This is a genomic window from Pseudomonas sp. GW821-FHT07F05, from assembly GCF_059418765.1.
Window position 1 is genome coordinate 94,363 of sequence record NZ_JBWKQL010000002.1, and the last position, 17,837, is coordinate 112,199.

16 protein-coding genes and 1 pseudogene are annotated in these 17,837 nt (G+C 59.2%); 9 read left to right on the forward strand and 8 right to left on the reverse strand.

Features of this window, described 5'->3' with window-relative positions:
- Positions 1 to 67 precede the first annotated feature (67 nt).
- Positions 68 to 889, reverse strand: a complete 822-nt coding sequence (locus tag AC07RO_RS04645; RefSeq protein ID WP_495085388.1) for an energy transducer TonB — start codon at positions 887 to 889, stop codon at positions 68 to 70.
- 549 nt (positions 890 to 1,438) lie between these two features.
- Between AC07RO_RS04645 and AC07RO_RS04650 the strand changes: the two genes are divergently transcribed.
- The 3 genes from AC07RO_RS04650 to AC07RO_RS04660 all read left to right on the forward strand — a co-directional run bounded on the left by AC07RO_RS04650 (position 1,439) and on the right by AC07RO_RS04660 (position 4,922).
- Positions 1,439 to 3,484, forward strand: a complete 2,046-nt coding sequence (locus AC07RO_RS04650) for a TonB-dependent receptor family protein (RefSeq protein WP_495085389.1) — start codon at positions 1,439 to 1,441, stop codon at positions 3,482 to 3,484.
- A 69-nt stretch (positions 3,485 to 3,553) separates the two neighbouring features.
- Positions 3,554 to 4,153: a histidine phosphatase family protein gene (locus AC07RO_RS04655; RefSeq protein WP_192173635.1), complete on the forward strand. Its 600-nt coding sequence runs from the start codon at positions 3,554 to 3,556 to the stop codon at positions 4,151 to 4,153.
- A 322-nt stretch (positions 4,154 to 4,475) separates the two neighbouring features.
- Positions 4,476 to 4,922 carry an NUDIX hydrolase gene (locus AC07RO_RS04660; RefSeq protein WP_495085390.1) on the forward strand — a complete coding sequence of 149 codons (447 nt, stop codon included), beginning with the start codon at positions 4,476 to 4,478 and terminating at the stop codon, positions 4,920 to 4,922.
- A 90-nt stretch (positions 4,923 to 5,012) separates the two neighbouring features.
- Here AC07RO_RS04660 and AC07RO_RS04665 read toward each other — a convergent pair whose 3' ends face one another.
- Positions 5,013 to 6,182, reverse strand: coding sequence for a mandelate racemase/muconate lactonizing enzyme family protein (locus AC07RO_RS04665; RefSeq protein WP_495085391.1), 1,170 nt, complete (start codon positions 6,180 to 6,182; stop codon positions 5,013 to 5,015).
- Between the two features lie 112 nt (positions 6,183 to 6,294).
- On the opposite strand from AC07RO_RS04665, the gene AC07RO_RS04670 reads away from it, so the two are divergent.
- On the forward strand, positions 6,295 to 7,203 hold the full coding sequence (locus AC07RO_RS04670; protein ID WP_192173639.1) for a LysR family transcriptional regulator: 909 nt from the start codon (positions 6,295 to 6,297) through the stop codon (positions 7,201 to 7,203).
- Between the two features lie 217 nt (positions 7,204 to 7,420).
- Positions 7,421 to 8,041 (forward strand): DUF7716 domain-containing protein, encoded by a 621-nt coding sequence (locus AC07RO_RS04675; RefSeq protein WP_495085392.1) that lies wholly within the window; start codon positions 7,421 to 7,423, stop codon positions 8,039 to 8,041.
- Between the two features lie 7 nt (positions 8,042 to 8,048).
- Here the strand turns inward: AC07RO_RS04675 and AC07RO_RS04680 are convergent, their stop codons facing one another.
- The 3 genes from AC07RO_RS04680 to AC07RO_RS04690 all read right to left on the reverse strand — a co-directional run bounded on the left by AC07RO_RS04680 (position 8,049) and on the right by AC07RO_RS04690 (position 9,917).
- A complete protein-coding gene (locus AC07RO_RS04680; protein ID WP_495085393.1) occupies positions 8,049 to 8,654 on the reverse strand; it encodes an SMI1/KNR4 family protein in 606 nt (201 codons plus the stop codon).
- Between the two features lie 58 nt (positions 8,655 to 8,712).
- Entirely contained in the window at positions 8,713 to 9,219 is a 507-nt protein-coding gene (locus AC07RO_RS04685; RefSeq protein ID WP_495085394.1) for a DUF4303 domain-containing protein, read from the reverse strand.
- Between the two features lie 248 nt (positions 9,220 to 9,467).
- On the reverse strand, positions 9,468 to 9,917 hold the full coding sequence (locus tag AC07RO_RS04690; protein WP_495085395.1) for a DUF7832 domain-containing protein: 450 nt from the start codon (positions 9,915 to 9,917) through the stop codon (positions 9,468 to 9,470).
- A 230-nt stretch (positions 9,918 to 10,147) separates the two neighbouring features.
- On the opposite strand from AC07RO_RS04690, the gene AC07RO_RS04695 reads away from it, so the two are divergent.
- On the forward strand, positions 10,148 to 10,501 hold the full coding sequence (locus AC07RO_RS04695; RefSeq protein ID WP_495085396.1) for a hypothetical protein: 354 nt from the start codon (positions 10,148 to 10,150) through the stop codon (positions 10,499 to 10,501).
- A 14-nt stretch (positions 10,502 to 10,515) separates the two neighbouring features.
- Here the strand turns inward: AC07RO_RS04695 and AC07RO_RS04700 are convergent, their stop codons facing one another.
- Both AC07RO_RS04700 and AC07RO_RS04705 read right to left on the reverse strand, forming a co-directional pair.
- Positions 10,516 to 11,313 carry a hypothetical protein gene (locus AC07RO_RS04700; protein ID WP_495085397.1) on the reverse strand — a complete coding sequence of 266 codons (798 nt, stop codon included), beginning with the start codon at positions 11,311 to 11,313 and terminating at the stop codon, positions 10,516 to 10,518.
- A 420-nt stretch (positions 11,314 to 11,733) separates the two neighbouring features.
- Positions 11,734 to 12,648: a LysR family transcriptional regulator gene (locus AC07RO_RS04705; protein ID WP_192173641.1), complete on the reverse strand. Its 915-nt coding sequence runs from the start codon at positions 12,646 to 12,648 to the stop codon at positions 11,734 to 11,736.
- A gap of 459 nt (positions 12,649 to 13,107) precedes the next feature.
- On the opposite strand from AC07RO_RS04705, the gene AC07RO_RS04710 reads away from it, so the two are divergent.
- A complete protein-coding gene (locus AC07RO_RS04710) occupies positions 13,108 to 14,130 on the forward strand; it encodes a zinc-dependent alcohol dehydrogenase family protein (RefSeq protein WP_192173642.1) in 1,023 nt (340 codons plus the stop codon).
- A gap of 245 nt (positions 14,131 to 14,375) precedes the next feature.
- Here AC07RO_RS04710 and AC07RO_RS04715 read toward each other — a convergent pair whose 3' ends face one another.
- Positions 14,376 to 14,564 carry a hypothetical protein gene (locus tag AC07RO_RS04715; RefSeq protein WP_495085398.1) on the reverse strand — a complete coding sequence of 63 codons (189 nt, stop codon included), beginning with the start codon at positions 14,562 to 14,564 and terminating at the stop codon, positions 14,376 to 14,378.
- 87 nt (positions 14,565 to 14,651) lie between these two features.
- Between AC07RO_RS04715 and AC07RO_RS04720 the strand changes: the two are divergent.
- Both AC07RO_RS04720 and AC07RO_RS04725 read left to right on the forward strand, forming a co-directional pair.
- Positions 14,652 to 16,153, forward strand: a pseudogene (locus tag AC07RO_RS04720) (hypothetical protein).
- 102 nt (positions 16,154 to 16,255) lie between these two features.
- Entirely contained in the window at positions 16,256 to 17,653 is a 1,398-nt protein-coding gene (locus tag AC07RO_RS04725) for an aminotransferase-like domain-containing protein (protein WP_495085399.1), read from the forward strand.
- Positions 17,654 to 17,837 lie beyond the last annotated feature (184 nt).

The following is a 17,837-nucleotide window of genomic DNA, read 5'->3' on the forward strand; positions in this document are numbered from 1 at the left end:
AGGCAAAAAGGGGTTAAGCGATGCGCCTTTTGTCAGGTAGCCCGCGATGTTGCGACCAGATGGTCGATCACCTGATCTTGAAGTCGATGGGCACGCTGACCCAGCCGTCGATGGGGTCATTGCCCCGTTTGGCCGGGACGAAACTCCAGCGTTTCACGGCCGCCTGAGCGGCATCGTCAAGTTGCTCATGACCGCTGCTTTTTTGCACCTGGATCTCACTCGGTTTACCGCTGCCCAGCACGTGGACGCGCAGTAATACGGTGCCTTCCCAGTTGCGGCGCATGGCCAGGGCCGGGTATTCCGGCGCAGGGTTGTGCAGGTAACCGGCATTGGCCGAAGCCGGTGTGACCGGTGCAGGCGCGGGTGGCGCAGGCGGTGCGGGCGCGGCGACCGGTTGCGGTGGAGTCGGCGGTGCAGGTGGCTGCTCCGCCGGTTTGGCGACAGGTTTGGGAACGGGCTTGGCGACCGGCTTGGCCTTGGGTTTCGGGACGGGCTTGGGCGGCGGCGGTTTCACGGCCAGTTCGTCTTCTATCGGGGGCGGAGGCTCCTCCACGGGTTGCGCGACGGGCTGGGGCGGTGGCGGTGGCGTCTCGACAACCGGAGGGGCAGGCTGTGAAAACTCGATGGTCATCGGCGGGATTTCCGGCGGGACCACGGGCAGGGTGGCGGCGGGCGAACTATTGATCCAATAGATCACCGCACCGTGCAACACCAGGGCGAAGACGCCCAGCAGCACTGCTTCGCGACGGGTCAATATCTGCCGGGGCGTGGTCTGCAGACGCGACAGCGCCAAAGGGCCTCGGTAAACCCGGCCCAGGTCGAGCAACTCCCCGCCCGGCGCCTGGCGCCAAAGCACATTCAGTGCGTTGGCGGATTGGGCATTGGCCATTGATTAACTCCCAGCTGTTTAACGTAACAATGCGGAACCGAAGTTCCTTGATCCTGTTGATGCCGGTGCCACGTGCACCGGCTTAGTTCAGGGAGCAAGAGCCATACCAAGTGTCCATCCGCCGCAAAATGACCGGTCTAGAGCGTTGCACGACAATTGCTGTTGTGCCATCAGCATTGTTTTGTCGATCAGGTGTTGCGTCAGAAACAGTAGAGGTTATGAGGCGCTTTCATCCGGTTATAGGGGGTTTTCGGGGGGAAGTCATAAACAGGGGTGCAACACCTTTATATGCCTGGCAAGTGTTGGTCACCCGACAGAGTTGCAGCAAAGTGTCGCCTGCCCAACGTTTTAGATAGTAAACGCCGGATAAACAGGGCCAATAACACGTGGCATGAACTCTGCAAAGTCACTGCCGAGCGCGACTATACGAATAGATGCTCCCACTGACATTTAACTGCGGAGACTCTTGTTTTGACACAGCACTCTTTTAATACGCGCGCTCGGCGCTTCGATCCCTTGGCAACGGCGTCCAGTCTGGGCGTCCTGTTAATGCTGGTCCACGGACCATTGTTCGCCACTGAGGGTGACGCCGAGGGTTCCCAAGAACCGCGACTGGCGACCGTGACGGTGACCGGCGCGGCGGCAAGCGAAGCGCAGAAGGCGGAGCAGCAACTGGCGAAAGTACCCGGCAAGACGGCCGTCATCGATAACCACGAGATTGAAAAAGGCCGCGCTTCCAACGCCGAAGATGTACTGGCCTTGCAGCCCGGTGTATTCGCCCAGGCCACCAGCGGGTCAGCGGCCAACAAGATCTCTATCCGAGGGTCAGGACTGAACACCTTCTATCAAGGCTATGTGCTGGGCATCAAGTTTCTGTTCGACGGCCTGCCGCTGACCGGCCCCGGCGGTACTCAGGAAGACATGCTCGACATGGCCGGTGTTGACCACACGGAAGTGTTATACGGCGCCAACGCCTTTAACTATTCGGCGTTATCGCTGGGCGGGGCGATCAACTTCGTCAGCAAGACCGGCCGCACCGACCCCGGCAGTTACGCGCGCTTCGAAGCCGGAAGTTATGGCTATCGCAAGCAGGTATTAAGCACCGGCGGCGTAGAAGGTAACGCTGATTATTACGTCAGCCTGCAACATAACGAGCGTGATGGTTATCAGGACGACACGGCGAATAAAGGGCAGGGCATCGTTGCCAACTTCGGTTATGTGTTCAATCCCAAGCTGGAAACCCGGTTCTTCCTGCGTTATCGAGAGGAGACCCTCAGCCAGGGCAACACGCTGACGAAGTACCAGATCAAACACGACCCGAAAAGCAACGCCGTGCCATTCGGTCGCAAGAAGGACGGCACGACACTGCTTGGCAGCAAAACCACTTACACCTTCGACGACAATGCCAAGCTGGAAGTCGGCCTGGGCTACAACGATTACCCGCTCTATAACGGCTGGCGCTACTCGGCGACGCCCCAGGACTGGCGCTCGAAGGACATCAACCTGACCTTGCGATACCTGCGCACAGGCGACACTTTTCTGGGTTTGAACAGCGACAGCACCGCCACCTTCAGCACCACCCAGGCGTACCTCGCCGACGTCAAATCCCACAGCAAGGCGACCGGGACCAAACAGCAGGAAGCGAACTATACCGGCTCGCGTGACACGGTTTTCTCGCTGGGCAACGAGCTGCAGTTGACAGATGACCTCTGGCTGTCGACCGGGCTGTCGTTCATCGACATCAAGCGCAAGGCGGAAATCGAATACACCACCGGGGTCAATACCACCGCGTTTCCCAACGGCGTCGAATACCAAGAGCATGACCTCGCGCCGCGTATTGGCCTGCGCTACAAAATCTCCCCCGAATTCGAGCTGTTCGGCAACGTCAGCCGTTCCATTGACCCACCCGTGACCTGGCAACTGGGCAGCACCGGGACGCCCTACATCCAGGACGTCCGGCCGCAGAAGGCCAACACGGTTGAGCTGGGCATTCGAGGAGCGCACGGGATTTTCGACGGCAGCCTGACGCTGTATCGCTCGTGGGTGCAGAAGGAGTTGCTGTCGGTGGTGGTGCGTCAGGCCACCGCGACGCAGGACCCGTTGATCGCCACCTCAAACGGCAGCGGCACGATTCATCAAGGCATCGAGGCCGGTCTGAACGCGTTGTTGTGGGAAGGACAGGGTGACACCCTCACCTTGCGTCAGGCGTTCACGTACAACGATTTCCATTACCGCAATGACGCGACTTTCGGCGACAACGAGCTGCCGGGTCTGCCGCGTCAGGTCTACCAGGCCGCACTCGAATATCGGCAGGCCAGCGGTTTCTATGCCGAAGTCAACGCGCGTTCTGCTTCCAGCTACTACGTCGATTTCGCCAATTCGTTGCATGCGCCTTCCTATACGCTGTGGGGGGCGAAAGTAGGGTATGAAGCGCCAGGCCGGAAATGGGAGGTGTTCGTCGATGCCCGCAACCTGACCAACGAGCGCTATGCCACAGCGTCCAACACGGCGTACGACGCACGAGGGCAAGACTCGGCCAACTTCTACGTTGGTGATCCGATCAACGTGACCACGGGTGTTTCTTACCGCTTCTGATCCGGTCACGCCGGCCTGCCATCCGGCGGGCCATCATCGGAATCTGCCGCCATCGACGGGAGACATTGCATGCGCTTATACGTCGTACGTCACGGCCAGACCCAGGCCAACGCCGAACACCGTTACCTCGGCGCCCTCGATCCCGGCCTGACTGCGACCGGTCGCGAACAGGCGGCGGCGTTGCGTCTGGAATGGCCTGACTCGATCCGCCGCATCGTCACCTCCCCCTTGCAGCGCGCCCGGCAGACTGCCGACATTCTCAACTACCGATTGGACCTGCCCTTGCAGGTGATTCCGGCGTTTCGCGAGAGGGATGTCGGCGTGTTCGAGGGCCTGACCCAAGCCGAAGCGCAGGCGCGCTATCCGGAGATGTGGCAGCGCAACATCACGCGCCAGTGGGACAGCGGACCGCCGGGAGGAGAGTCAATCGCGGACGTGGTCAAGCGGGTTCACGACGGTCTGATTGCCCTGATCAGCTTGCCTGCGGCCGAGGATCTTCTGCTGGTGGGCCACGGGTTTGTGGCGAAGACCATTCGGGCGCTGGTGAACCGGGATTTCTCGGACTTTTTCGACTGGCAACTGGGAAATGGACACTGGCTGGTGCTGGAGCATGTCGAGCGGGTTGCCGATTACAGAGTGCCGGTGGCAAGTCCGTTGCCAGGTGCGTGACGGGGCTTACATTTGCGGCGTGACGCCTGACGCTTTCCCGGCTAAAGCCAGCCCTACCGGGATGCACGGTGCTTTTAGTGGGACCGGCTTCAGCCGGGAAGAGGCCGGCATTAGCACCCACACATTTGCAGCGTGACCACTGACGCTTTCCCGGCTAAAGCCTGTCCTACCGGGATGCACGGTGCTTTTAGTGGGACCGGCTTCAGCCGGGAAGAGGCCGGCATGAACACCAGCACATTTGCAGCGTGACCACTACAACTGACGCTTTCCCGGCTAATGCCGGTCTTATATTAGATTTCAGCATTCACGCACTGGAAACCCCATGTCGCCACCTCGCATTCGCTACATCGCCATCTGCGTCTTCCATCACCAAGGCAAGATCCTCGTCAACGCGTTTCCCGATCCGGTGAAGCAGCAAACGCTGTTTCGTCCTCTGGGCGGCGGCATCGAATTCGGAGAAAGGAGTGCCGATGCTATCGTCCGGGAAATCCGCGAAGAGCTGAATCTTCCCATCCCTAACGTTCGTCTGCTCGGCACCCTGGAAAGCCTGTTCACCTACCTCGGTAACCCCGGCCATGAAGTGGTTCAGGTGTATGACGCCGAATTCGCAGCGCCTGAACTCTACGAACAAACCAGCCTGGAAGGGCAGGAGAGTAACGGTGAAAGATTCACCGCCGTTTGGCTGGACAGCGTCGAGTTGAGTCATGACGGCGTGCTGGTGCCGGAAGGATTGCATGAGTTGCTGCGATCGCTGTCATTGCTGTCATAACACTTTTTAGAGCAAGCATGACCCGCTCTCACACCGCCCTGGTGCGCCGAGGTTTCGCGAGTGCATCCCGATTACCGACGCCACCGCCAATCAGCCTTCACCCAACTCGCGCATTACGGCGTACAAGGCGGACTTCGCTTCAAAGCCAACGCCAGGAATATCCGGCAGCCCGACGTAGCTGTTTTCCACCTTGATCCCGTCGGCGAAACCGCCGAAGGGCTGAAACACGTCCGGGTACGACTCATTCCCGCCCAGGTGCAAACCGGCGGCGATGTTCAAGGACATCTGGTGACCACCGTGTGGTACCACGCGGCGTGACGACCAGCCCATGTCTTCCATCACCTTCAGCGTGCGCATGTATTCCACCAGTCCGTAGGACAGCGCACAGTCGAACTGCAGGAAGTCGCGATCAGGGCGCATGCCGCCGTGGCGCAGCAGGTTGCGGGCGTCCTGGTGGGAGAACAGGTTTTCACCGGTGGCCATGGGCAGTTCGTAGTGATTGGCGAGCTCGGCCTGGAGCGCGTAATCCAGCGGGTCACCGACTTCTTCGTACCAAAAGAGGTTGTACGGCTTGATAGCTTCGGCATACGCAATGCCGGTTTCCAGATCGAAACGGCCGTTGGCATCGACCGCCAGTCGGCGGCCGTCACCCACCACCTCAAGCACCGCCTCGATGCGGCGGATGTCTTCGTCCAGTGGCACGGCGCCAATCTTCATTTTGACCACGTCATAACCGCGATCCAGGTAGCTCTGCATCTCTGCCTTGAGCTTGGTCTGGTCCTTGCCGGGGTAGTAATAGCCGCCCGCTGCATAGACCCAGACTTTGTCGTCGGCCACGCCGTTACAGTAGCGGTCAGCCAGCAGGCGATAGAGCGGTTTGCCTTCGATTTTGGCGACTGCGTCCCAGACCGCCATGTCGATAGTGCCCACGGCGACCGAGCGCTCACCGTGACCGCCCGGCTTTTCGTTGGTCATCAGGGCTTTCCAGATGGCGAACGGGTCCAGGTTATTGTTTTCGTGATCGACAAGGGTGTCGGGGTCCGCTTCGGTGATGCGTGCCAGAAAGCGATCACGCATCAGCGCGCCCTGGCCGTAGCGACCGTTGGAATTGAAGCCATAGCCGATAACCGGTTTGCCGTCGCGAATCACGTCGGTGATCACTGCAACGACCGAGCAGGTCATCTTGGAAAAATCGATGTAGGCGTTGGCGATGGGCGAGGCGATGGAGACGGTTTTCTCACGAATGTCGACGATGTGCATGGCGGGTTACTCTTGTTGTTCGTGCTGTTGTTCGTGGCCCCACGTTAGGCTTTGCGACGCCAACCGCCCAATGCTATTAATGCCGCACCCTATGCACAGGAGGCATGGCCCCTTGGAACTCGTGTGGCTCGAAGATCTGTCAGCGCTGGCGGAGTACGGCAGCTTTGTCCGTGCCGCCGAAGCAAGGCATGTTACCCAGCCGGCCTTTAGCCGCAGGGTTCGCTCGCTGGAGAACTGGATGGGGGTGGAGTTGTTCGTGCGCACACCCCAGGGCGCGACGCTGACGGAAGCCGGCCGGCAGATTTTGCCCAGCGCTCAGGAGGCCGCCCGGCACCTGTACCGGATGCGCAATGAGGCTCAGGAAGTGGCCGGCATGGCAGCGCGGTCACTCAAGTTCGCGGCGACGCATTCGCTGTCGTTCACCTTCTTCCCCAAGTGGCTGCGAAGCTCGGAAAACGGCGCGCTCATCGAGGCCGTGCAACTGCACTCCGACAGCATGGCCGTGTGCGAGCAAATGCTGATCCATGGCCAGGTGCAGTTCATGCTCTGCCATCGCCACCCCGACGTCCCTCCGTTGCTGGCGCCTGATCAGTTCATCAGCAAAAAAGTGGGTGAGGACGTGCTGGTGCCCCTGGCGAGCACGTCGACCCGTTTCGGCACCGCGCCGGCGGCGTTGCCGTATCTGGCGTACACCCATGAATCCGGGCTGGGACGTATCGTCGCGCACCGACTGCGGGGCAAGGAAGATTACCTTCACCTCAAACCGCTCTTCAGCAGCCACCTTGCCGCGGTGCTCATGTCCATGGCCCTGGAAAGCAAAGGCGTGGCGTGGCTGCCGAAAAGCCTCACCGAGCAGGAAGTGCTGGAAGGGCGGTTGGTCAGAGCGCTGGATGAAAGCTGGGATATTCCGCTGGAAATTCACCTGACCCGGCCAAAGGCGCAGTTGAGTCAGGCGGCGGAAGCGTTTTGGGGTGAGGCGGGGAGCGGTGGCGGGCTGGCGTTGGGTGGACGGGCGGGTTGATGCGATCTTCTTTCGAAACCCCTAACCAAGGCTCGAAAATGGTAGCCAGACCAGGAGTAGTACTCGAAAACGTTAATTCGATGGCGTGAAAGTATTCCTCCATCAAGAGGCGCCATACCAACCATAAAATGGGCAAACTCCGGCCTCTGAAGTTTCAGACCACGAGTCGGGTTGATCTGTTTGTGCACGACAGTGACATGCAAGGAGAGTTGGCAGGATGTTCAAGCTTAATTCGTTCCGCGAGACGGTAGAGGCTATCGCTGCATGCTCTGATGATCGAGCCCTATGGCAGCGATACGCCTGGGTCTACGTTCAAGGGGACTCAGCGTTGCTGGAGAGCCGGTTTTACCTGGTGTCGAATATTGATGAGGACGATGAGCGTCGCGTATTGGACTTTGGCGACAGATTCGAGCTTTCGTCATGTCTGGAAGCGGCCAGTTTTGCGGACGTGTTGTGTGTACAGAAGCGACAGCAGCCGCACTCTAGCCTGGAGGACTACGCTGTCGCCCTTGAGCATTACTCTGAGAAAGATGCCTTCCTGGAGGTGCCCGGCGGTGATGACCCAAAGGCAGCAGAACCCGGTTTGGCGCGCGAGTTATATGCCGAGTACGACCTGTTTCTTGCTGAATGCTCGCCTGACCAGTTAGATGTCGCGGCGCGGGAGGTCAGCGCTGTCCTTGAGATCAACATTGCCAGTGCGTTGCAGGCTTGTCGGGCGTTGCCCTTGTGCCTGGGAGAGCGCATGAACGGCAATCGGTGCATGCAGATCGAAGCGCGCTTCTCCGCACTTTCGGTTCCGTTGCGGCGAGTGACTCACCGCTCATTTCCGTGGCAGTAAGCAGGCTTTAGGGCTCTGGGCGAATGAACGCGTAGTCGTCATCGATCAGCCGTTGCAGGTAGTGATCGAAGCTCGGCGCAATCACTTCGTAGTTATCCGGGTCATGCAGAAAGCGCATGACCTGACCCACCGTGCCGCCAGGCGCCGGATTGAAGTCTATGTACAACCTCGAAGTGCCCCCGTTGTTGATGCAGTGTGAAAAACACAGCCGCTCATTCATGCCCACCGTAGGGTCAATGCCTTTTCCGATCAGATCCATCTCCTGATCCAGCCAGCCTTTTTCAAACCAGCCTTCATAAAGTTCTACGATGCTTTCAGTATCAAGGCCGTCAGCCTCTGTAAGTATGTCTTCTACCGAACTCAGGTAGTAGGGATAGCCAGGCAGGTCGGAGCCCAGCATCAGCACCATGACCTCGCCGTTCGGGTAATCCCGATAATGTGTGCCGTCAATCTGGCCGAGCAGTTGCAACAGGCTTGCGGGGCACAATGGGTAACGCTCGATGAGTCGCTGCAGGTCTGCCGCCGAAGCCCCGTGTGCATGTTTGAGTTGAGCGAGATCTTCGGCCACCATGGACTGACGCAGGCCGGCGAGGTAGGTATCTACGAGGCTCATGATTGGCGTCCTTGCAAACGTAGTGAATATCCAGTGATCCGAGTTTCCAGCCTGACGCCTATGCTATCCATGTCCTGAATTCGTTGGCCTGTTCCGGAGTGTTGAGAGCGGTTACCCAGGCAATCTCGTCTTCCACGCATTCAAAGTCAGAAACCGAAAATACATAAATGGCAGTGTCAAACGTCGCTGTTAGCTTTTTCAGAGCGATTACACATTGCTCAAATATATGCCTGCGATGCGCCACGAAATTGCTTTCGGTGGTCGCGTCGGCCATGTTCCAGAGCGTTTTCGACAGATCGTTAAAGAATTCCCCGCCGTAGGCTTCGTGGCTCCATTCGGCGGGAGACCACTTGAAGTATTGCTCCTCACCCGGGTATTCGGCTTGGACACGGGCCAGATGGTCTTGAGTGTTGAAAGAGGGTGCCAGTGTTCGTGCGTCGGCGTCGGAATACAGCGCGAATCCACAGACCTGCGTGTTCGTAAAGTCCGCTCGAAACTGTTCGATCGCGCTCATGGATGCGTTGAGGACATCCCGCTGAAACTGCTCGATATTCAAAGTGGACATGGGTTTCTCGTCGCAGGTTTGGCTGACCATTATTGGGCATCAGCGCGGGTCTGGGGGTCATTTCAGAAATGTAGCGTCTTTCCACAGCGCCTCGCGTCCGGCTCTTCAGTCAAGCGCCAAACCACCCCCATCAGGCAGACAACAATCACAGCCTATGGGGTGAGTACAGTGATGCGATCAGCCCACGGCTGGCGGGTACTGCCGGAGGGGTTGCTGCCACCTGCTCCAGCAGGTTATCGATAGCACACTCAAATGATATATTCAGGCCGCCCGGCTGCATTCCAGGCCGCGAAGCGGGCGTCCATTACGCCAGACAGCTGGTCGTAATTAGCCCAGCAGTCCTCAACGCCGTAGAGGGTTTCAATGCCGACGCCAAAGGTCAGCAGGTAGTCGTCAACGTAACGACTGTCGTTGTTCAAACCCTGGTAGTAAGCAACGGCAAATGCATTGCCGGCTTCAGAGAACTCCTGGTCGGTCAGTTTTTCGTCCAGTACGGTCATTACGAACTGTGCCCCGGTGAGGGTGCGATCTTTGAGTTGGGCGAGTTCGCTCTCGGCGTCGTCCTCCAGTTCTTCGCTGGCCAGGTTGTTGATCAGCATCCAGGCGAGAAACATCCCGATATGGGTGGCGCCAGCTGCATTTGGCAGATGTTTGGGGAAGGTGCCCCCGTAGTGCCAGGAGGCATCGTCGTATTTCATGTGTGCTCCAGTGATAGGGGGGTAGATGTTCTTCAGTGACTGGATGATGATGCCCGCAGCGAGTCCCTTCAGAGCACTTGGACCGACGGCGCGTTGATTGTTAATCAGGTTGAGGACATGCAAGAAGGTATTTTTCCTTCAACGGCTCGAACTCATCGTCGCATTAAAGATCGGCTTTTGAAATGTTCGCAATACCCCGGCGCCAACGCCCGTTGCAGGAGCAAACATACGTGAGCGACATCGAAATACTGTCCCTGTCTCCAGACAGTCGCTACCAAGTCCAGGCGATCCCGTGGGAAGCCGGCAACAGCCATTGGGTGTTCCCGCCGCAAATCATTGATACCCAAAACGGGAACGTGGTGTTTGGCTTCGAGGATGATCTGTGGTCGGCGGACCGCAGCACCTGGCTAAGCCCGACCCGGGTTGAACTCAAGCTGCGTAAATACCCGGGCCACCGGGGACGTCTGGGACTCACGGTGATCATTGAATGTGCGCGGCGGACCGCCGAATATGGCGATGGCACACACATCGACTTGGCCCTTCTGGAAAGCACCCTTGAGGGCATGCTCGACCTGCTCGGCTGAGCTCACTTGGCTGTTCAATCGTGACCAAACGCGTGCTGGATGTCTTGCAGAAGGGTGAACGGATCACTGACGGCGAACAGCCCAATCGACGGTTGCAAATGATCAACACGGGGCGCGGGCAAGCCGGTGGCGAGGATCTGAAACTGCCTGGCCCTGTCTGGCACATCCCGCAGCCCATAAGGCGCGCGACGGTCGATATGCATCACGCCATCATTGTAGCGCTGCCCCTTGGCCTTGCAGTGCCTGAGGTCTTCAGGCTCTGGGCGCTGGCGTGAGGTGAAATCGTATATCTCGACTATCGGGGCTTCGTGGTTCCCCAGAATCTCATGGACGTAGATCGCATAGAACCATTCGCCAATCTGTACGGACGCCGCGTCGCCCTCTCGCCAGAACGTAAGGTTTTTGGGTATAGGTGGGCGTCGTACCAAGGGGGTCGGTGGCGAAGTCAGCAGCGCCTTGATGGCGTCGCTGTTACGTTCGAAGGTATCGCTCAGCACGACATGCTCATTAAGCGTGTCGACCGCGTCCAGCGCAGTCCTGGTCAATGCCTCATCGCAAAATCCGTGACGATGGAGCACCGCCGCCATCGTCAGGTAAACAAGGTCTTTGTAGTGTGAGTTGGCCTCATCACTAGGCCCTTTCAGCACGCAATCCCAACGCAGGAACACCCGCTTGAGCACCTGTGCAGTCACAACTTCATGTGGTTTTTTTTCAGGGTCAAGCATCGCCCATGCAGTCGCCTGCGCAACGTCATGGGTAATCGGCTCAACCAGATCGCGCGGAAGATAGCCCAGTAATTTTTTATGATTCAACGTTCAATCCCTTGGCAGCGAGTAGTGCTGGATGCGGCAGGGATGGCTGTTACCGTCGCCTTTACAGGTGCCGTCCAGGTACCGGTAATCAAAGCGCACCACTTGCCCTCTCTTAGGCCAGCTTCGGCGTGGAAGTACCGCCTGATAGTCCGACGTTTCCGGCGTAAACATGAGAGTCGTCCCTTGCTCGGGACAGATAACCGTGGCCGTCTTTACGCTTACTTTCAGGATCTCGGCCTGCAACTTGGGAAATGGGTTTGTCACGACATCAGTAATGCGCAACTGCATCCTGCAGATTTGCCACGATGATGCCAGCGCGGGTTGGCACAACAGTGAAAGCATCACAGTAAACAGCACGCAGTAGGGTGCCCGATTTTTCATGGTTGGGATTGCTCTTCAATCAATGTGTCGGGCCATTCATTACAAACTATCCGGATCCCCAAAAAACATCTGAATCCTCGACCTTAACCATCTTTCCCCAGGGTCGTTATCCTGCGAGCCGCGCCAGGCCATGTGCAGCTCAAACGTACGCGATTCAATCGGCAACTCTTCCGAGCGCACACCACCCGCAGCCGTCAGCACGGCGGCGGCGTAGTCCGGCACGGTGGCCACAATGTCGGTCCCGGCAATCAGTGTCGCCAGCCCGTTGAACTGCGGAACCGCCAGCACGACGTGGCGCTTGCGGCCGATTTTTTCCAGGTGTTCGTCGATGAAGCCGCCCAGGTCGCCGGCGAAGGACACCAGGGCGTGGGGGCGGGCGCAGAAGTCGTCCAGGGTGATCGGCCCCGGCATGGTGTCGGCGCGCAGCAGTTTGGGTTTGCTGCGGCGCAGCACTTTGCGCTTGGCATTGGCGGGGAGGTCGTCGGTGTAGCTGACGCCGATGGAGATTTCGCCGGAGGAGAGCAGCGCCGGCATGAGGATGTAGTTGGTGCGGCGCACCACCAGCACGATGCCGGGCGACTCCGAGCGCAGGCGCTTGAGCAGCGAGGGCAGCAGGGCGAACTCGACTTCATCGGACAGGCCGATGCGGAACACTGCCGTGCTGGTGGCCGGGTCGAAGTCGGCGGCGCGGCTGACGGCGGTGGAAATGGAGTCCAGGGCAGGGGACAACAGGCCAAAGATCTCGATGGCCCGCGCCGTGGGCTCCATGCTGCGCCCGGTGCGCACGAACAGCGGATCGTCGAACAGCCCGCGCAATCGCGACAGCGCCGCACTGATCGCCGGCTGACCGAGGAACAGCTTCTCGGCAGCGCGGGTGACGCTGCGTTCGTGCATCAGTGTTTCGAAAACGATGAGCAGATTGAGGTCGACGCGACGCAGGTCGTTGCGATTCATGACGGGGGTCTCGGGGGCATTGGTCGATACATTGGCGGCCCAGACGCGCGCCACGTGTTCAGCTCAGGCAGGGATATTACGGGTAAATACCGGTTGTCTGCATCGTTGAATTTTCCTGCATCCCTGTAAATGAGCTTCGTACCATGCCGCCGACAGTCGTCGATGAAACCTTGACGAGTAAAAACACACCAATGCCTACATACTGGCCCTTTGTAATCCGGGGCGACGCAGCCAGCGTGGAACAAGGGATTCATCGATATTTGGCCTCCGGGTTGCAATGTCGCGGTGCGCACCCAACAATGTGCGCCCTGCAGGCCCGGGACGGCCGCTTGAGATTCAGCGCTGCCTGCACCATCAGAATCGATGGCAGGCATGTCGACTATTAATAGCCACTGATAGTGTTACCGGCGGCGCCCGGATAGAGTTCATGGCATCAAGGTTCATAAGGCGAGGTTCGAAATGTCCCGCACGATCCGTTTTCATCAGTTCGGTCCGGCCGAGGTGCTCAAAGTAGAAGAGCTGCCGGTCGCGTTGCCTGCACCCGGTGAGGTGCAAGTGCGCGTCCAGGCGATCGGCGTCACCTGGTACGACGTGCTGTGGCGACAAAATCTGGCTTCATCCCAGGCTCGCCTGCCGGCCGGTCTGGGTTCCGAAATGGCGGGCGTCATTACCGCCATTGGCGATGGCGTGACCGACCTGAAAGTCGGCGACAAGGTTGCCAGCTTCCCTTCGGCTGACGTCAATGTGTACCCGGTCTACGGCGAGCTGATCCTGTTGCCTCGCACCTCCGTGACGCATTACCCGGATGTGCTGACGCCCAATCAGGCGGCCGTTCACTACACGCCGATGCTGGTGGCGTACTTTGCTTTCGTTGAACTGGCACGGTCCAAACCCGGGCAAACGGCGCTGGTCACCGATGCCAGCCACTGCGCGGGCCCTGCGTTTCTGCAACTGGGCAAGGCGCTCGGTATCAAGGTGATTGCCGCGACCAAGACCGACGCCTGCCGCGAATACCTGCTGAAAATGGGTGCGGACAAGGTGATCGTCACCGAAGAAGAGGATTTGCTTCTGACGATCAACCGCTACACCGACAACCGCGGCGTGGACATTGTCCTCGACGGTCTGGGCGGCCCGCAGATGTCGATTCTGGGTGATGTGCTCGCGCCACGGGGCAGCCTGATTCTCTATGGCCTGCAAGGCGGCAACCAGACGCCATTCCCGGCGTGTGCAGCGTTCCAGAAGAACATACAGTTCTTTGTCCACTGCGTTGGCAACTTCACCGGCAAGCCTGAACTGGGCATCAAGCAGGACGAAGAAGCGATCAAGCGTGCATTGCGCGACATCAACCAGATGACGGCAGATGGCATGCTGGTGCCGCAGATCACCAAGGTGTTCCCCTTCGATCAACTGGTCGAGGCGCACCGTTTGATGGACGGTTGCCCGGTGGGCGGTCGCGTGGTGGTTGAGGTTGATCCATCCTGAGTGCAGACCATCGCGCTCATTGAATGCTCGACGCTTTTGACCTGGTGTCGGGATTGAGGTGTCGGAGACCGGGTTCCAGGTATCCGCCCTGTCAGTCACGGGTCACGTTGTATCACTCAAGCCTTCCCGAATGTTCTGGAAGGCTTTTTTGTTTATTGGGTGTTTAATTTATTGATCAATCATCCCAGTGTGTGGTTGATAAGTCTTTTTAAATCAATGGGCTGTTCGTTTTAATAAACCCTTATTTAAACGTCCTCGTTTAATTGCTGTTCGGATTTGTCGAAAAGAGAACCTTCACGTGTCGGCAGTAGCTGGCTTGTAATTGTTTCGGATGCGTCGATAATAGTTTCAATAATTACATGCTCAAGGAACGAGTCGATGCCTGTTGACCTGCCGCCCTCTGCTTTGCCTGATAACCGGCCAGCTGCACTCATGACTATCGGAACTCCCTCATGTATGGATATCAAGCCAACAATAGGGAACAGTGTTGCCGCGCTGATCAGTCGTCGGGTATTGAAGCCATGAGTTCAATGCACGAACAAGCCATGAACTACGTCTATCAGCAAGTGCTACAACGCCTCTCGGGTTATTTAAATCGCAACGAACGAACCGCCCTTCAGTTATTGATCCAGCGTTTGATCGTCGCTGCGGGCGGCATAGACAGGATCGGCGGCTATAAAGTGCTGGTGGCATTCAGCGGCGGCAAGGACAGCGCCTATACCGTGGCCATGTTGCGTGCCGCTCAACTGAGCATCGCCGCACGGGGGCCGGCAACGTTCAGGCTGCGGGTCGCCAATATGCGCCATGCGGGCATTACTTCGGCGGTGATGGGCAACATCGACCGCTGTTATTCGGCGCTGTTTCTCCACGACGACCCGAGGGTCGAGCTGTTGGTGATCGATCACCAGTACGTGCAGATTTTCGAGCCCGATTTACCTTTTTCGACCGCGGGTCGTGAGCAGAATCGCTCCGACGTGCTGCTGGGCGGGCATCTGACGGCTGGCGATGCGCGGACTACCTTCTGCAACAGCTGCTACCTGGGCATGGCGGACTTCATGGTTCGCGCTGCTTGTTGGGGGGCGGGGTGAATGCAGTGATCAGCGGCGACTCGCTCAAGGAGCAGAAGCAGTACGCGACCTGGATCATGCGTCTGGCGCGCCATGGTGGGCAGAAAATCGAGCCCTGGCACACCTTGGGTTTCAGCGGGGCATTAAGCGTCATCGACAGTGTCGGGCGCGCCTATTACGAGGAGCTGTACGGCGAGTCGGCGGAAGCGTCGGGCTGCTGCCGGCCCCCGGTCTACCCGAACAGAACCATTGCCCCGACCTTGCTGACCGCCGCGGACCTCATCGGCTTTCGCACGGAGGAACACTGGGGGCTGCTCACTGATTTTCTGGGGTTTCGCTTTGATGACCTGGCGTTCAGCTTCAGTGAATCGGACTGCGCCAATCCACTGCTGATGGCCCATCTGCGCGGGCTCAAGGCCGAATTTATTGAAGGGCGTGCCTACAGCGATGGCATCGCTGAGTACCTGGAGCTGGCGGCGGCCATGATGCGCCGCAAACGCATGCCTGCCCGATTGATCGCCCAGGCGCTGGCCGCCTACGACAGCCCGGAAAAAATCGACGATCGCCGGCAGCTTGCCGAAGGCTACGGCCAGGAGGCTTTCGGCCTGGGCGAGACCCAATGGGTGTGCCTGCTGTTCTCGCCATTTGTGGACGCCGGCGCACGGCTCGAGGACTTCCTGCGCCGCTATCACCCCGGCATGCTGGTGGGGCTCAGTGATCTGCACAAGACCCTCGCCGGGCAACTCGTCCCGGACCTGGTGCCGCACTGGCTGGTGGAAGTCAGCGGCCTGAGCCTGAAGGGGCTGCAATCGCTCTACGCCAAGCGCCACGTGGACCTCAACGACGACCGTTCGATCATCGCCCGGGTCCGCGCCAGCGATCCCGACAAGCGCCGGGTGGCGACGGTCGATCCGCACACTGGCGCCCTGACCACGGAACTGATTTCGGGGCGTTGAACGCTGCGAGGTGAACTGACGCGACGTGATGCGTTGAGCCTCGGGTGGTCGACGGGGCGCTTTCTCAATGACCCTGCGCCTGGCGCACGGAAGGGGTGCTCGATGAATAACAACAAGACCGACTTTGCCTATCAGATGGTGTACCGCTACCTGCTCAGGCTGACCAACGAACTGTCCGCCGGACCGGCCGTGCGCTTGCCCTCGTTGCGGCTCCTGGCGCGGCGGCTGCGGGTGTCGATTTCCACGGTGCAAAACGCTTATAGCCTGCTCGAAAAAGAAGGGCGCATCTGCTCCGTGCCCAAGTCCGGTTATTTCGCGCTGCCCAACCCCTGCAACGACATGCCGCTGGAAGGCGATGACGTGTTCACGCGTTTTCATGCCAGCGCCCGGCGCCCGGACATGTTCGTCTTCGGCGCCGACGAGCCGACGCTGTTGCTGTCGCTTCACGGCGCGTTGTTGAGCGTTGAGCGCGACCTCATGCGTCACTATCCCTGCCAGCCCGACCCGCGTTTTCAGCCCTTCGGTGATGTCGAGTTGCGCACGGCGCTGGCCGGCCACTACACCTCGTCCACCGAGCATTGCTGGCACCCGGACAACGTGTTCATCGGGCCGGACAAGACCGGCGTGCTGAAGACGGTGATTGAAGCGCTGCAACTGCGCGACGGCGCCGTGCTGGTGGAGTCGCCGTGCGGCTGGAGCATCCTGCGCACGCTGCAGACGTACGGGATTCGGGTGATTGAAGTCTGCACCGACGCCCAGGGGGCAATCGACGTCGATGAGCTGAGCGCGGTGATCCAGCGGGAAGCGGTGAAGATGGCGATTGTGTCATCGCAGATGGACCCGATTCGCGGGCAATTGATGCCTTCCGCCCAGCGGGCGCGGTTGGCGGAGGTGTTGAATCTGCATGGGTTGTGGGTGCTGGAGAACGATACCCATGGGGCCCTGTGTTTCGAGGAGGACCGTTCGCCGTTCCGGGATTTGATTGATCCGGAGCGGCTGCTGGTGGTGGGTGCGTTTGACAAGATGATCGGGCTGGAGGCGCCGTTCGGGTATTTGTTGAGCCGGCATTCGCGAGCGCTGTTGCATCAGCAGTGGGTGTTGCGTTCGTTCCGTTTGCCGCCGGTTCGGCAGAAGGCGATAGCGCGGTTGTATGCGTCGGGGCAGCTTGATCGGCACATGCGGGAGTTGCGTGGCTGTCTTGAGCAGCGGGTCGGTGAGTTGGCAAGCGGGGTGGAGGCGTATCTGGGGGATGAGGTGGCGTTTGTGCGTCCTCGGGGTGGTGCTTCGCTCTGGCTGGAGAGTGTGCATCGGGTGGATACGGGGCGGGTGTTCAATCGGTTGCTGGAGCAGCGGATTGTTGTGGCCCCGGGGGAGTTGTTCAGTGTGCGGGGGTTGCATCAGCAGTGTGTGCGGATCAGCGGGACGGTGGATTGGGATCAGAATATTGAGTCGATGCTGGTGGTTGTTCGTAATGCGTTGGTCCAAGAGCGGCTGGCGTAGGGTTTCAGATCAAGATCAAGGGCGTCGGCCTAACGGCCTCGGTTTCGCCTTCGGCGAGTTACTTGGAAAAGTCGAAAGTCGCACCATCCCCAAGTAACCAAGGGTGCTTGCTCCTGGTTGGGTTCCTCCTTCGTCGGAATACCCTCACTCCGACGACGCTCCGTGGGCCCGCGCCGAACGGACA